Source organism: Mesorhizobium sp. M0664 (assembly GCF_040320565.1).
GTDB lineage: Bacteria > Pseudomonadota > Alphaproteobacteria > Rhizobiales > Rhizobiaceae > Mesorhizobium.
Window position 1 is genome coordinate 232,227 of the sequence record NZ_JAMYPW010000002.1, and the last position, 14,531, is coordinate 246,757.

The window sequence follows — 14,531 nt, forward strand, 5'->3', positions numbered from 1 at the left end:
CCAGCCGGCGACAAATTTGGGAAAACTATGAGCGAAACCGGGTTAACAAGCGGTGACTTTACCGAGGCGGCGGAGCCGTTCCGGCTTTTTGCGGCGTGGCTCGACGACGCGACGAAGAGCGAAATCAACGACCCCAACGGCATGGCGCTGGCGACGGTCGACGCCGAGGGCATGCCGAATGTCCGCATGGTGCTGCTCAAGGGGGTCGATGAGGGCGGCTTTGTCTTCTACACGAATTTCGAAAGCGCCAAGGGCCGCGAGATTCTTGGCAGCATGAAAGCGGCGATTTGCTTCCACTGGAAATCGTTGCGCCGGCAGGTGCGGGCGCGCGGCCCGGTGGAGATCGTCACCGAGGCCGAAGCCGATGCCTATTACGCGACCCGTCCGCGCGGCAGCCGCATCGGCGCCTGGGCCTCCAAGCAGTCGCGGCCGCTGGAAAGCCGCTTCGCGCTGGAAAAGGCGGTTGCCGAATATACGGCGCGCCACGCGATCGGCGACATCCCGCGGCCAAAACACTGGTCGGGCTTTCGCATCGTGCCGCAGACCATCGAGTTCTGGCACGACCGTCCGTTCCGGCTGCACGACCGTGTCGTGTTTTCGCGCAACGCCGAGGGCGGCTGGGACAAGGTGAGGCTTTATCCCTAGGGGACGACGGTGGACCGCCGATCTCCCCCTTGTAGTGAGACAGGCAGCTTCCGCACCGGCGCCCATTTTTTCAGCCCTTCTTCCTGGTCATGAAGGCGGCCAAGGCCGGGCCGCTTCTGCCGGATTTCCAAATTCCTACGATCACGATCTCGTGTGCGTGAAACGTTCCAGCTTGCCGCAACGAACCAGGAAAGGGCTCAACGCGCCGCCGGCGCAAATTCAGGAGGAAGCAATGCATTCACTCAGGTTGGTCACGATAGCCGGTCTTGCCTGCCTTTTCGCTTCGCAAGCCTTTGCGGAGGACGCGATGGGGACAATGACGGTGATGAAGGGTGGGGAGGTCATGGCGATCATGCCCGATGGGCATATGGGCACCATGATGCCCGACGCGAAGATGAGCGCCGAAATGATGAAAATGGCGAAACCGATCAAGCATTGCATGATGTTGATGACCGACGCCAAAGGCAAGACATTCATGATCGACACGTCTTCGGCAAAGGCCCAGGCCGAATGTAAAAAAATGGCGATGTAACAAAGAGATCATGGCAAGAAAACCCGCCGGTTGCTGCCGGCGGGTCCACGATGCGAGACAAGGCCAGAAGGTCTAGGCCTTCTTCCTGGTCATGAAGGCCGTCAAGGCTGCGCGGGCCTCGTCGGATTTGAGCCGCTCGCGGAAATGCTGGCTTTCCTGGCCGATGCGTTCGACAAGGGCGTCGCGCGAGCCGCGCATCAGGTCGCGCGCGATCTTCAGCGCTTGCGGCGGTTTGGCAGCGATCTGGCCCGCCGCCGCCAATACCGATGCTTCGAGTTCCCTCTCCTCGACCACCTCGTAGATCAGCCCGGCGGCCTTCGCGCGCTCGGCCGAAAAGCCCTCGCCGAGGCCAAGCAGCGCGAAGGCGCCTTGGCGGCCGAGGATCTGCGGCGCGAGCAGGCTCGAACCGGCCTCCGGCACAAGGCCGAGATCGACGAAGGGCGTCCGGAATAGTGTGCGCGGCGTGGCGAAGGTCAGGTCGCAATGCAGGTTGAGCGTGGTGCCGATACCGACCGCAATGCCGTCGACACCGGAAACCATCGGCTTTTCCACCTTGGCCAGCGCCATCAGGAAATCCCAGACCTCGGTACCGCCTTCACCGCCCGAGGCGACAATCATGAAATCGGCAAGGTCGTTGCCGGACGAGAAGGCACCGGGCACGCCGAGAAAGACATGGACGCGGATCGCCGGATCGGCGTCGCCCCCGGCAAGGGCCGCCGACATCGTCGCGTACATGGCGCGGGTCAGGGCGTTCTTCTTGTCCGGACGGTTGATGCGGATGATCTGGATGGCGCCCCGGCGTTCGACGAGGATGTGGTCTGTCACGGATTGGTCCTTTGTGAATTTCGGGCCTTTGTGAATTTCGGCGCGTGCGAACCTCAGGCTGAAATCAGCGCCTTGCCGGCAACGGCAAGGCTGTCGGCGCCGCCGACGACGCGCTCTTTGAGCGCGGCCACTTCGCCAAGCAGGTTCTCGGCGAAGAACCGGCAAAGCGCGATGCGGTTTTGGTCGGCAAGCGCGCCGCGCGCCAGATAGGCCCCGCCTGCGGCAAGCGAGATCAGCCTGAGATAGGGTGTGGCGCTGGCCAGCGCCTCGTCCGAACGACCTTCGGCCTGCAGGTCTTGCAGCAAACGGGTTGCCTGGGAGAGCTCGTCGAGCGCCTGGTCGAGGCGATCGGCGGTCCGGCCGAAGCCTTCAAGGTTCGACGCTCGCACCGCATCGGCGACGGCCTTGAGTTCGGCGATGTAGCCATGCACATGCCGGCCGCCGCCGAGCGGCAGCTTGCGTGTCACCAGATCGATCGCCTGGATGCCATTGGTGCCTTCGTAAATGGGCGCGATGCGCGCGTCGCGATAAAGTGCTGCGGCCCCTGTCTCCTCGATGAACCCCATGCCGCCATGCACCTGCAGCCCAAGCGAGGCGACCTCGACGCCGACGTCGGTCGAAAAGGCCTTGGCCAGCGGCGTCAACAGATTGGCGCGTTCCTGCCAGTGCTTTGCATCTTCGCTCTGCGACGCAAGATCGATGGCGTGGGCGCAGGAATAGCAGATGGCACGGGCAATCTGGGTCAGCGCCTTCATGGTCAGAAGACTGCGCTGGATGTCGGGGTGATGCACGATCGGCGCCATGCCGGCACCGCGATAGCTCGCCGCCTTGCCTTGGCGGCGATCGTTTGCATAGGCGAGCGCCTTCTGCGTCGCCGCCTCGGCGACCGCGACACCCTGAATGCCGACGGCAAGGCGCGCATTATTCATCATGGTGAACATGCAGGCGAGGCCCTTGTTCTCCCCGCCGACCAGCCAGCCGATCGCGCCGGGCGCGGTGCCTTCGAAGCCATCGCCATAAATCATCGTGCAGGTCGGCGAAGCGTGGATGCCCAGTTTGTGCTCCAGCCCGGAGCAGAAGACGTCGTTGCGTGCGCCCAGCGCGCCATCGTCTCCGACCAGGAATTTCGGCACCAGGAACAACGACAGGCCGCGCGTGCCGGCCGGCGCGTCCGGCAGCCGCGCCAGCACCATATGGATGATGTTGTCGGTGAAATCGTGCTCGCCATAGGTGATGAATATCTTTTGCCCGAAGATGCGGTAGGTGCCGTCGCCGGCCGGCTCGGCGCGGGTTCGCAAGGCATTCAGGTCCGAGCCTGCCTGCGGCTCGGTCAGGTTCATGGTGCCCATCCATTCGCCGGAGACCAGCTTTTCCAGGTATTTGGCCTTGAGCGCCTGCGAGCCGTGCTTGTCGAGTGCTTCGACCGCGCCCATGGTCAGCGTCGGGGCGATGCCGAATGCCATCGAGGCGGAGTTCCACATTTCGAGCGCGGCGACGCCGACCATGGCCGGCAGCGCCTGGCCGCCATACGCTTCCGGCGCGGACAGCGCATTCCAGCCGCCGCCGATCCAGCGGCGATAAAGTTCCTTCCAGCCGGGCGGGGTAGTGACGGCAGCACCGTCGAGCACAGCGCCGTGCTGGTCGCCGATCGTGTAGAGCGGCGCCACCTCCTCGCTGGCGAAGCGGCCCGCCTCGGACAGAATGGCGTCGACGAGGTCCTCACCGAGTTCGCCAAAAGTGCCGGCATCGAGCGCCGGCTTCAAGCCGGCGACATGCTTCAGGGTGAAGGCGATTTCCTCGACCGGTGCCCGATACATGGCGCTCGCTCCTCCTCAGTCCGGCCCTCCCCAGTCTGGCAGGTCTACTTAAGACCTGTGCCGATGCAAATCATCTGCTTTCGGAGTTCCCTGTCCATCTTCTTTTTACGTAAACGTCAAACTTTGTCACGCGGATTTTGCAATTGCCACGACGCAGGCTAAATTCGGCAAGAGAGAGCAGAACACCGAAATAGGATTGCCTCGTGCTCGCACGACCTGACACCTATCGCTGTAGCGAATGCGCCTGCTCTGGCGGACGGCCGGTTTTTGCTATCATGAAGGTAAGGTCGAGAACGGTGCAGCCTATTGGTCGGATCGCGGCATATTGTGCTCACCACCATGTTCGCTGACCCCTCATCGCAAACGCGAGGCCGAGGGAACGCTGTTGCAAGTGCCGGCGCTCGACCCGTTTCATATCCCCTCTCGCCAGTGACAACCATCAAGACCATCGACGGAGAAGCTGACCGAGCCGTGGCATGCGCGGGCCGCGATCGAAAGCATTTCCTTAACCAGGGCGGTTCAGGATTTGGCTTTGGCCAGCAAGGATGTGCTGTTTGAAAACGCCGGCGCGCGCCCTTGTCCGCTCAGCGCTTCTCGTTGTCGCGGCCGCGATGACCCTGGCACTGACGCCGGCAAAGGCCTCGGATTTCTCCGAACCTTGGAAGGATGCCGACCGGGCGCTGGTCGTCGACGCCTACGAATACAATTCCATCGACTGGACCCGACTAGCCGCCGACAAGCGTCTTGTCGGCTTCATCAACAAAGCATCGGACGGAATGCCGCCACCCTATTTCTGTTTCGGCGACGAGACCGAGACGCGGCTGTGCAAGACGCTCTGGAAACGCCATGCGATGGCACAGGAACTGTTCCAGACGCGCAAGGTGGTGGCCAAGGCGCTGGGCCTGAAATGGGGTGCCTATCATCTCGCCCGCCCCGGCAACCCCGTGGGACAGGCCAATAATTTCATCAATTTCGTGAAACCCGGGCCGGATGACCTGCTTGCCCTCGACATCGAGGACGATGATCCCACCCAATGGATGTCGCTCGAGGATGCCGAGGAATTCGTGCGCCATGTGCATCGTCGGGTTGGCCGCTTTCCGGTGCTCTACACCAACGACACGACAGCCCGGCATATCGCCGACAACAAGTATAAATACCCGCTCCTGTCCCGGCTGCCGCTGTGGTATGCGCGCTACAAGCCAGACATCGGCGTGCATTTTCCGATGGGCAACTGGCAGGGTTATGCGCTCTGGCAGTTTTCGGCGCGAGCAAATTGCGGCCGGTTCCGCTGCCCTTACAGGGTCGCGGGCACACCCAACGATATCGACGTCAGCGTCGCGCCGATGAACGCCACGGAATTGCGCGCGCAGTGGCCGTTCGGCGGCCTGATCGACGTGCAGCCGGATTATCTCGCCTCGATACCGGTGCCGCTCTCACGCGAAGCCGGGCTCGCCGGCGGCACCATCACTTACGCAAGCGTGACGCCAGCAAGCTTCGAGGAGATGGTCGCGGTATTCAGGGCGCGCCTGGCCAGGTTCAGCAGCGGCTTTCAAATGGCTGCGGCGAAGGCGGCACCGGGCCTTCTGCGCGGGATTGCCGAATATGTCGCCTGGACGCGAAACGAAAAGCGTGCGGCATCGGTGCCAGGATTTGTCTCCACCGCCGATGCGGTCAGCAGCTTCTCGACCGAATTCGACCACGGCTTGCGCTGAGGCCGAAGCATCAGTTCGCCTGCTCGCGCGCCACCGCCAGCCAGCCAATGTCGCGGCGGCAAAAGCCTTGCGGCCAGTCGATCCGCTCGAGCGCGGCGTAAGCCTTCTTCTGCGCCTCGCCGACCGTGCGGCCGGTCGCCGTGATGTTGAGCACGCGACCGCCATTGGCGACGAGTGCGCCGCCGTTTATGGCGGTGCCGGCATGAAATATCTCGACGCCCTCAGCCGCCGCCGCCTCGACGCCGCGGATGACCGAGCCCCTTTCCGGCGTGCCGGGATAGCCCCTGGCTGCCATCACCACGGTGAGCGCCGCCTCGTCGCGCCAGCGCACCGAAGTATGCGCCAGCTGGCCGTCGGCGGCTGCGTTGAGCAGGACGAGCAGATCGTCCTTCAGCCGCATCATCAGCACCTGGCATTCCGGGTCGCCGAAACGGGTGTTGTATTCGATCAGCTTCGGCCCCTTGTCAGTAATCATCAGCCCGGCAAACAGCACGCCGGAAAACGGAGCGCCTGTTTCAGCCATGCCGCGCATGGTCGGCTCGACGATCTCGCGCATGGTTCGGTCGATCATTTCCGGCGTCATCACCGGCGCCGGCGAATAGGCGCCCATGCCGCCGGTGTTCGGGCCGGTGTCGCCGTCACTGAGGCGCTTGTGGTCCTGCGCGGTGCCGAAGGGCAGCGCGGTGGTGCCGTCGCACAGGCAGAAGAAACTTGCTTCTTCGCCGACGAGAAACTCCTCGACCACCACTTCCGCGCCGGCCTGGCCGAAGGAGCCGTCAAAACAGGCGTCGAGCGCGGCCAGCGCCTCGTCAAGCGTCATGGCGACGGTGACGCCCTTGCCGGCAGCGAGGCCGTCGGCCTTGATGACGATCGGCGCACCCGTCTTCTCGACATAGGTCCTGGCCGAAGCCAGATCGTCGAAGCGGCCATAGGCGGCGGTCGGGATGCCGTATCTGGCGCAGAGGTCCTTGGTGAAACCTTTCGAGCCTTCCAGCCGTGCCGCTGCCTTTGACGGTCCGAAGACACGGATGCCCTCGGCGCGCAGGTCGTCGGCAATGCCGGCGACCAGCGGCCCTTCCGGCCCGACCACGACTAGGCCTATTTCATTCTCGAGGCAAAACCGGGCAACCGCCGGGTGATCCGCAATATCGAGCCTCACCAGCTCGGCTTCGCGGCCGATGCCCGGATTGCCGGGCACCGCGTAGAGTTTGGTCAGCAGCGGCGACGCCGTGATCTTCCAGGCAAGCGCATGCTCTCGTCCGCCGGAGCCGATCAGCAAAACACGCATGCCCAGATTCCTTGCCATTTCACGACCAGGACTGCGCTATTGCGCCGCGCGCGACGGGTCAAGACATTTGGCTGCCGAAGCGCCGATTGCGCGTGGCGAGCGTGCGGAGGCTGCTTGACGCTTGACGGCATTCGCCTCTGCTGCCACTCCAGCAAAATGGAAACCGTCCAGTCGAAAGCGGCCCAGGGCCGCGTCGCCGATGCGCCGAGCGGCCACTGGGTCTATCGCGTGCTGCCGCGGCGGTTGTGGCCCTATGCGCAGCTTGCCCGGTGGGACCGGCCGATCGGCTGGCAATTGCTGCTGTGGCCATGCTGGTGGTCGGCTGCGCTTGCCGCGAGCGCCTATCCGCGTCCGACGGACCCGCTGCTCTCGCTGCTGCCGTCGCCGTGGTATCTGCTGCTGTTTTTTCTTGGCGCGTTCGCCATGCGCGGCGCCGGCTGCACCTACAATGATTTGGTCGACGAGGACATCGACAACCAGGTGGAACGCACGCGCTCGCGGCCGCTGCCGGCCGGCAAGGTCACGCGCCGGCAGGCCTGGATGTTTGTTGTCGTGCAGGCACTGGTCGGCCTTGCCGTGCTTTTGCAGTTCAACAGCTTCGCCATCTTGCTCGGCATCGGCTCGCTGGTCATCGTCGCCGTCTACCCGTTCATGAAGCGGTACACCAATTGGCCGCAACTCGTTCTCGGCCTTGCCTTTTCCTGGGGAGCGCTGATGGGATGGGCGGTCGAGTTCGGCGATCTCGATAGGCCGGCAATCATGCTCTATATCGGCTCGATCCTGTGGGTGATCGGCTATGACACGATCTATGCGCATCAGGACAAGGAAGACGACGCTATTGTCGGCGTGCGCTCGACGGCGCGCCTGTTCGGCGACAATACCAAGGTCTGGCTGGCCGGGCTTTATGGCGGAGCGCTGGTCTGCTTCGCCATCGCCTTTGCCTCGGCACAGGCACCGGTGCCTGCACTGGCCGGGCTGATCGCCGCCGGCGCGAATCTGGCGCGGCAGATCGGCGTGCTCGACATCGACGATCCGGACCAGTGCCTGAGGCTGTTCAGATCGAACAACCAGGTCGGCTGGCTGATCTTCCTCGGCCTGATCGGCGGCGCGGTCTGGGTGGCGCTGAAGCCGCTGGTTTAGCTATTCCCGCGAAATAAGCTCTTCGCCGCCGATGACCAGCCTGAGGCCGAGGTCGCCGGCGCGGCGGCGGGCGAGGAAGCGCGGGCGGCGCATGGTCGAGACGCGACCCTTGCGGCGGTCCTGCGCCGGCAGCGCCTTGATGGCGGCGCCGAGCGATTCTTCCAGCGTGCGGGCGATGCCGTCGGCCTCGATCAGCAGCATCGGCAGGCGGTAAGCGTCGGCCCAGGCGCGCCAGTCGGCGGCGACGCCGTCGAGATCGTCGGCGACCAGCAGCGGCACCGACAGCATCGGGTCATTGTGCAGAAGCTCAAGCGTCACTGTGACATTGCCATCCGGATCCTCCATCGCGCGGGCGGCGACGCCGCGAAACGCGTTGGCGGGCAGAGCGATGATCGCCGGCACGCCGCTCATCTCCAGCGTGCGGCGGATAACCGCGCCGCGCTGGTCGATGGTGAAGGTAACGTCGCCATAGTCGTCGCGGGTGGCGTAGCTCACCACTTGCGGCAGGCGGAATGGGTCGAGGCGCATATTGCGCCCGGCCCAGACTGGCTTCAGTCCAGTGTTCATATCGTGCCTTTCCTGTTTCTCCTGAGAGCCGGTGTTTCCGGTTCTCCGGGCCGGTTTTCCCAGCCTCGTTTGTGGAGAAACATTAGCGCGGGCTTCTTATCCTCGCGCTTAAGAAAGTCGGTTAAATTTTGCTGATCCGGGGCGGATGGTTATCGGAATGCCAACCGGCGCAGGCCGGCGAAAGGATCAGATAACCTTACCCGGATTCATGATGCCGGCCGGATCGAAGGCGGCCTTCACCCTGCGCATCAGCTCGATCGCCATCGGCGGCGCCGTCGCGATCAATTCGTCCCGCTTCAACTGGCCGATGCCGTGCTCGGCCGAGATCGAGCCATGAAACGCGCGCACGACGTCGTGCACGGCCTTGTTCATGACGTGGTAAAGGCCGAGAAACGCCTCGTCATCGCCGTCGACCGGCCGGGAGATGTTATAGTGCAGGTTGCCGTCGCCCATGTGGCCGAAGCAGACGACGCGCGCGCCGGGACTGACCGATTGCACGGCGCCGGCGGCCTTTTCAATGAAGGTCGGGATTGACGCCACCGGCACCGAGATGTCGTGCTTGATCGAGGCACCTTCCGGTTTCTGCGCCTCGGGCAGCACCTCGCGGAAATTCCAGAACGCATCGCCCTGGGCCATGCTTGCCGCGATTACCGCATCGCCGACGATCCCTTGCTCGAGGCCTGCCTCCAGCACCTCCTCGATCAGCGCCCTTGCATCGTCGGCCGAACGGCCCGACGAGATCTGCATCAGCACATACCACGGCCAATCGCCGGCAAGCGGCCGCACCACGCCTTGTGCGTGGGCAAGCGTGAAGTCGTAAGGCCTCTGGCCGATCAGCTCGAAGGCGGTGAGCGCTGCCCCTGCACGGTCCATCGCCAGGCTGAACAGCGACAATGCCGCCTCCGGCGATGACAGGCCGGCAAACGCCACCTCGCGCCCCTTGGGCTTGGGGAACAGCTTGAGCACGGCGGCGGTAATGATGCCGAGCGTACCCTCGGCGCCGACGAACAGGTTCTTCAGATCGTAGCCGGTATTGTCTTTTTTCAGCTTGCGCAGATCGTCGAACACTTCACCGGTCGGCAGCACCACTTCGACGCCGAGGCACAGCTCGCGCGCATTGCCGTAGGCAAGCACGCCGGTGCCGCCGGCGTTGGAGGAGAGATTGCCGCCGATCTGGCAGGAGCCTTGCGCGGCAAGCGACAGCGGAAACAGCCGGTCGGCGGCATCGGCCGCTTCCTGCAGCGTCTGCAGGATGACGCCGGTTTCGACCGTCACCGTGTTGGACAGCGTATCGATCTCGCGGATGCGGTTCAGCCGCGACAGCGACAGCACGATCTCGCGGCCGGATGCGTCCGGCACCTGGGCGCCGACCAGCCCGGTGTTGCCGCTTTGCGGCACGATGGGCGTGCCGGTTTCGGTTGCCAGCCGCATGATGCGGCTGACCTCCTCGACGCTCCCCGGCCTCAGCACCAGCGCCGTCCTGCCGTGCCAAAGTCCGCGCCGCTCGGTGAGGTAAGGTGCGATGTCCTGCTGATCGCGCAGCGCATATTTATCGCCGACGATTGCCGCAAAGCGCGCGATGACGGCGGGGTCGAGATCGGGGGAAATGTCGTTCATGGGTGGAAACTATGGTGCTCAATCCATCTTGTCACGCGGGGCGATCTTGTCACGCGGGGCGGCGGCGCGCGAAAGCCGGTCATTGATCGCCTCGCCCAGCCCGTCGAACGGGATCGGCTCGACGGCGATGGTTTTGGCGCCGCTGCCATCGAGATCCTGCAGATGGGCGAAGAGATTGCTTGCCGCCTCGCGCAGGTCGCCGGTCTCCGACAAATTGCGCAGTGCGGCTGCATCGCGCCAGCCTTCGGCACGGCGGCGGCCGAAGGCCAGCAAGGCTTCGCCCGGCGCGACCTTCGCAGCATTGAGCCGCACTGCCGCACCTGGCGCATAGTGCGAGGCGAGCATGCCGGGCGCCTCGATGCCCGAAGCGCCGCGCAGCAACTTTGTCCCGGCCACTGCTTCGATCTCTTCGGCGGCAATGCCGCCCGGCCGCAGCAGCCGCAGCTTTCCAGCTTCGACCTTGACAATGGTCGATTCCAGCCCGACCGGCGTCGCGCCGCCGTCGACCACAAGCTTGATCCGGGGACCGAGATCGGCGGCCACGGCCTCGGCCGTCGTGGCGCTGATCCTGCCCGAGGAATTGGCGCTTGGCGCCGCCAGCGCGCGGCCGAACCTGGCGATCAGCTCGCCGCCAAAGCCTTTCGGCATGCGCAGCGCGATCGTTTCCAGACCGGCGGTGACCAGCGGATGAATGCCGTTGCCGGGCCGTTGCGGCAGCACCAGCGTCAGCGGCCCCGGCCAGAATGCGTGCGCCAATCTTTCCGACAGCGGGTCGAACAGCGCGATGCGCTCGGCCATCGCCGGGTCGGCTATATGGGCGATCAGCGGGTTGAAGCGAGGGCGGCCCTTGGCTTCGAAGATGCGGGCCACGGCAACGCCGTTGGTCGCGTCGCCGGCCAGCCCATAGACGGTCTCGGTCGGGATGGCGACGACATCGCCGCTCTCGAGCAGCGCCAACGCCCTTTCCATCGCCTCGCCGACGGCACGAATTTCAGCCACTGTCGTCACCTCACGGATGCGGGTGCCTAATACGCTGACGCCGACGGAGCAAGTCCGGGCGTAGGCGAATCGCAAATCGCTAAAATGCTATGTTTCCCCGCAAGCCGGCATCAACTGCCCTCGGCTAGGGTGCCGCCTTGTTGGGCAAGGGGAATTATCATGCTTTCGATGCGTATCCTTGGAGCGCTTGGTCTGGCGTTTATGGCCGGCACGGCACAGGCCTCGTCGCTCGTTTTTCTCGGGCAAACGACGGCGACGCCTTCGGTTGTAAATGCCGGCGCGCTCGAACGGGCGAAAACACCGTCGATCGTCGCGCTCGGCGAGAAGTTGCCTGACGTCAATGAAAACGTCGCCGATGAAAAGGTCGCGGCAATCCCGAGCCAGCCGAGTCATGGCTTCGACGGAAGTCCGATGATCATTCGCGGCGGTATCGTCGGCGATGCCTTTGCAACGCCCGCGCCCAAGGCCGCGCCGGCCACCGCTGCCGCGCCCGCCGCGGACAGCAAGGCCGACCCAAAGGTCGCCAGCAAAACCCCTGAACCAGCTGCGCAGCAGCCTGCGCCGCTAGCAGCTCCCGACCAGCCGAAATAGCGCCACAAGCGATGATTTTTCCCGGACGTCAGCCGGCTATCTTGGAGAAATCCGCGACCCGGTCGGTCGCCGCGCGGATGCGGGCGAGCAATGCCAGGCGATTGGCACGCACGGCCTGGTCCTCATCGTTTACCAGGACTTTCTCAAAGAATGAATCAACCGGCTCGCGCAACACGCTAAGCGCCAGCATGGCGGCGGAAAAGTCTTCGTTTTGAATTGCTTCGCCGGCTTGCTTCTCGGCCTGATTGACCGCGGCGTACAAGGTTTTTTCGGCGCCCTCCCGGAACAGCGCCGGCTCAACACGGTCGGCGATCGTCGTGTTCTTCTTCTCCTCGGCAGCCACGATGTTGGCAGCGCGCTTGGTGCCGGCAAGCAGGTTCCTGCCGTCCTCGCTGTCGAGGAAGGAGCCAAGCGCTTCGACGCGGCGGACGATTTGCAGGAGGTCGTCGTTGGACGATTGGCCGATCTCCCCCCTAGAGGGGGAGATGCCCGGCAGGGCAGAGGGGGGCGCGACAGAATGAGAGGCTGGCGGGACAGCGCCCCCCTCTGTCGGCTGCGCCGACATCTCCCCCTCTAGGGGGGAGATCGGGCGCGAACCTGCCGCCAGAACCGCGTCGATCAGATCATGCCGCGCGCCCTGATCGCGGAGATAGACTTTCAGGCGGTCGTGGAAGAAGGACAGGAGATCGGCAATTATCTCAGACGCGGAATGGTCCGGTAATTCGACGCCGCGTATTTCCGAGGACAGCGAACCTGCCCGTTCACTGATCAAATCGTCGGCTGATCCAACGCCAGTAGTGAAATCGCCCTCGTCGTCCGCTCGCCAAACCACCGAAAACCGATTGCCGCGATTGAAGGTAAGCCCGAACAGCGAGTTTAAAAACTGGCGCTGGAGCGGCAGTCTCACCCCGTTCTCGACCAAAGTCCTGACCACTCCCAGCGCCGCTCTTCTGAGCGCATAGGGGTCCTTCGATCCGGTCGGCTTTTCATCAATAGCCCAGAACCCGACCAGCGTGTCGAGCTTGTCGGCAAGCGCCACGGCCACCGAAACCGGATCAGTTGGCACGCGATCGGACGGTCCCTGCGGCTTGTAGTGTTCCTCGATCGCCGCGGCAACGGAAGGATGCTCGCCCTGCAGCAGTGCGTATTTGCGGCCCATGGCGCCTTGCAGTTCCGGGAACTCGCCAACCACTTCGGTGGTGAGGTCGGCCTTGGCGAGCACGGCGGCGCGGCGCGCCAGCGCGGTAATCTCCCCCCTCGAGGGGGAGATGTCGCCGAAGGCGACAGAGGGGGTCGGCACGTCCTGACGCGACGCCCTCTCGCGGACAGAGGATGCCGGCGCTTCACGCGAGGCGACCCCCTCTGGCCTGCCGGCCATCTCCCCCTCAAGGGGGGAGATCGACTGCGCCACGAGCGGCGCCAATTCTTCGGCCAACCTGGCAATCCGCTCCACCCGCTCGCCCTGCGTGCCGAGCTTGGCATGAAACGTTACATTGAGGTGGTCGAGGCGGGCCATGCGCTGGTCGAGCGGTTTTTCTAGATCAAGCCCGAACTTTTCCGCCGATGCCTGCAGCTGGTCGAGATCCGGCAGGTCGCCCTGGTCGGTCTTCCAGAAATAGAGCGCGTCGGACAGGCGCGCGCGCACCACCTTGCCATTGCCATGGGCGATCTCCTTGCCGCCATCCTTGGCCTCGATATTGGCGGTCAGGATAAAGCGGTTGGAAAGCTCTTCGCCCGCGCCATGTGGCCGCGTCACGAAGCACTTCTGGTTGGCGCGGATGGTGAGCCTGATTACCTCGGCCGGAATGGCGAGAAAATCCTGCTCGAATTCGCCCATCAGCACGACAGGCCATTCGACCAGGCCCGACACTTCCTCCAGCAGCCCCTCGTCCTCGACGAGGTCGAGCCCGCTGGCGAAGGCGAGGTTCCTGGCATCGGCAAGGATGATCTCTTTGCGCCTGTCGGCATCGAGCACGACCTTGGCCGCCTCAAGCCTGGCGACATAATCGTCGAAGCGGCGCACCGTGATGGCGCCAGGCGCATGGAAACGGTGGCCGTAGGTGATATTGCCTGAGCGGATGCCGTCGATCTCGAAATCGACGACCACCGGCTCCTCGGTTTCGGGGCCAAAGGTGCACAGGATCGATTGCAGCGGCCGCACCCAGCGCAGCGAGCCGGGCTTGGCCGAAGCCGGCCCCCAGCGCATCGATTTCGGCCAGGGGAAGTTGCGGATGATGCCCGGCACCAGCTCGGCGATGATCTGCTCCGCCGGCCTGCCCGGCCTGGAAATATGGGCGACGTAGAAGTCGCCCTTCTTCGGATCGGAATGAACATGCGCCTCGGCAATCGAGGCAAGGCCGACCTTGCGCAGAAAACCCTGCACCGCCGGCTCGGGCGCCTTGGTCGAGGGCCCCTTGATCTCCTCGCTGATGTCCTTCGAGCGGGCGGTCAGGCCGCGAATGTCGAGCGTCAACCGGCGCGGCGTCCAATATTCGCGCGCCGCCTCGTAGGTCAGCCCGGCGTCGACCAGCCCGTCGGTCAAAAGCTTCCTGAGATCGCCGGCAGCCTTGCGCTGCATGCGGGCGGGAATCTCTTCCGAACGGAGTTCTAAAAGCAGGTCGGGCATCGAAGGAACTCATGGACAAAAATAGCCGCCGCTTCGCGGCGACCTCCCCCATCGAGGGGAGGTAAGCGGGGGCATAGCAACTCGGCTGGCCGCTGTCACCCTTCCCCGCTCGATCGGGACATCTAACGGCGATTTCCGAAAAAATTCAGCCGCCTGTCGGACACGCGCCGGT

Annotated in this window: 12 protein-coding genes; 5 read left to right on the top strand and 7 right to left on the bottom strand. The window is 64.4% G+C overall.

The genetic code is table 11. The features are described from left to right. Positions 1 to 27 precede the first annotated feature (27 nt). Positions 28 to 645 (top strand): pyridoxamine 5'-phosphate oxidase, encoded by a 618-nt coding sequence (gene pdxH / locus NKI39_RS03850; RefSeq protein WP_352830726.1) that lies wholly within the window; start codon positions 28 to 30, stop codon positions 643 to 645. A 34-nt stretch (positions 646 to 679) separates the two neighbouring features. After that, positions 680 to 1,177, top strand: coding sequence for a hypothetical protein (locus NKI39_RS03855; RefSeq protein ID WP_352830728.1), 498 nt, complete (start codon positions 680 to 682; stop codon positions 1,175 to 1,177). A 72-nt stretch (positions 1,178 to 1,249) separates the two neighbouring features. On the opposite strand, the gene NKI39_RS03860 is transcribed toward NKI39_RS03855, so the two are convergent. Together NKI39_RS03860 and NKI39_RS03865 are read right to left on the bottom strand one after the other, a co-directional pair. Next, positions 1,250 to 2,002, bottom strand: a complete 753-nt coding sequence (locus tag NKI39_RS03860) for a crotonase/enoyl-CoA hydratase family protein (RefSeq protein ID WP_352830730.1) — start codon at positions 2,000 to 2,002, stop codon at positions 1,250 to 1,252. Positions 2,003 to 2,055: 53 nt separating this feature from the next. Then, entirely contained in the window at positions 2,056 to 3,819 is a 1,764-nt protein-coding gene (locus tag NKI39_RS03865) for an acyl-CoA dehydrogenase family protein (RefSeq protein WP_352830731.1), read from the bottom strand. Between the two features lie 611 nt (positions 3,820 to 4,430). Here NKI39_RS03865 and NKI39_RS03875 point away from each other — a divergent pair. Then, positions 4,431 to 5,531 (top strand): glycoside hydrolase family 25 protein, encoded by a 1,101-nt coding sequence (locus NKI39_RS03875; RefSeq protein ID WP_352830926.1) that lies wholly within the window; start codon positions 4,431 to 4,433, stop codon positions 5,529 to 5,531. A 10-nt stretch (positions 5,532 to 5,541) separates the two neighbouring features. On the opposite strand, the gene purD is transcribed toward NKI39_RS03875, so the two are convergent. Then, the gene (purD, locus tag NKI39_RS03880) at positions 5,542 to 6,819 is read right to left on the bottom strand and encodes a phosphoribosylamine--glycine ligase (protein ID WP_352830733.1); all 1,278 of its coding nucleotides are present in this window, start codon (positions 6,817 to 6,819) and stop codon (positions 5,542 to 5,544) included. 156 nt (positions 6,820 to 6,975) lie between these two features. On the opposite strand from purD, the gene ubiA reads away from it, so the two are divergent. Further along, positions 6,976 to 7,959, top strand: coding sequence for a 4-hydroxybenzoate octaprenyltransferase (gene ubiA, locus NKI39_RS03885; protein ID WP_352830928.1), 984 nt, complete (start codon positions 6,976 to 6,978; stop codon positions 7,957 to 7,959). On the opposite strand, the gene NKI39_RS03890 is transcribed toward ubiA, so the two are convergent. From NKI39_RS03890 to NKI39_RS03900, 3 genes are all read right to left on the bottom strand, one after another. After that, positions 7,960 to 8,526, bottom strand: a complete 567-nt coding sequence (locus NKI39_RS03890) for a DUF6101 family protein (protein WP_352830735.1) — start codon at positions 8,524 to 8,526, stop codon at positions 7,960 to 7,962. It abuts the gene before it with no gap. Between the two features lie 186 nt (positions 8,527 to 8,712). Beyond that, on the bottom strand, positions 8,713 to 10,143 hold the full coding sequence (locus tag NKI39_RS03895) for an FAD-binding oxidoreductase (RefSeq protein WP_352830737.1): 1,431 nt from the start codon (positions 10,141 to 10,143) through the stop codon (positions 8,713 to 8,715). 18 nt (positions 10,144 to 10,161) lie between these two features. Continuing rightward, positions 10,162 to 11,142, bottom strand: coding sequence for an L-threonylcarbamoyladenylate synthase (locus tag NKI39_RS03900; protein WP_352737076.1), 981 nt, complete (start codon positions 11,140 to 11,142; stop codon positions 10,162 to 10,164). A gap of 159 nt (positions 11,143 to 11,301) precedes the next feature. Between NKI39_RS03900 and NKI39_RS03905 the strand changes: the two genes are divergently transcribed. Beyond that, positions 11,302 to 11,733, top strand: a complete 432-nt coding sequence (locus NKI39_RS03905) for a hypothetical protein (protein ID WP_352830738.1) — start codon at positions 11,302 to 11,304, stop codon at positions 11,731 to 11,733. 28 nt (positions 11,734 to 11,761) lie between these two features. Here the strand turns inward: NKI39_RS03905 and glyS are convergent, their stop codons facing one another. Then, positions 11,762 to 14,359, bottom strand: a complete 2,598-nt coding sequence (gene glyS / locus NKI39_RS03910; RefSeq protein WP_352830740.1) for a glycine--tRNA ligase subunit beta — start codon at positions 14,357 to 14,359, stop codon at positions 11,762 to 11,764. Positions 14,360 to 14,531 lie beyond the last annotated feature (172 nt).

What these genes read in the sequence shown, in the direction of transcription:
- purD (WP_352830733.1), bottom strand. Translation starts at nt 6,819, where the DNA reads ATGCGTGTTTTGCTGATCGGCTCCGGCGGACGAGAGCATGCGCTTGCC.
- NKI39_RS03865 (WP_352830731.1), bottom strand. Translation starts at nt 3,819, where the DNA reads ATGTATCGGGCACCGGTCGAGGAAATCGCCTTCACCCTGAAGCATGTC.
- ubiA (WP_352830928.1), top strand. Translation starts at nt 6,976, where the DNA reads ATGGAAACCGTCCAGTCGAAAGCGGCCCAGGGCCGCGTCGCCGATGCG.
- pdxH (WP_352830726.1), top strand. Translation starts at nt 28, where the DNA reads ATGAGCGAAACCGGGTTAACAAGCGGTGACTTTACCGAGGCGGCGGAG.
- NKI39_RS03875 (WP_352830926.1), top strand. Translation starts at nt 4,431, where the DNA reads ATGACCCTGGCACTGACGCCGGCAAAGGCCTCGGATTTCTCCGAACCT.
- NKI39_RS03895 (WP_352830737.1), bottom strand. Translation starts at nt 10,143, where the DNA reads ATGAACGACATTTCCCCCGATCTCGACCCCGCCGTCATCGCGCGCTTT.
- NKI39_RS03905 (WP_352830738.1), top strand. Translation starts at nt 11,302, where the DNA reads ATGCTTTCGATGCGTATCCTTGGAGCGCTTGGTCTGGCGTTTATGGCC.
- NKI39_RS03890 (WP_352830735.1), bottom strand. Translation starts at nt 8,526, where the DNA reads ATGAACACTGGACTGAAGCCAGTCTGGGCCGGGCGCAATATGCGCCTC.
- glyS (WP_352830740.1), bottom strand. Translation starts at nt 14,359, where the DNA reads ATGCCCGACCTGCTTTTAGAACTCCGTTCGGAAGAGATTCCCGCCCGC.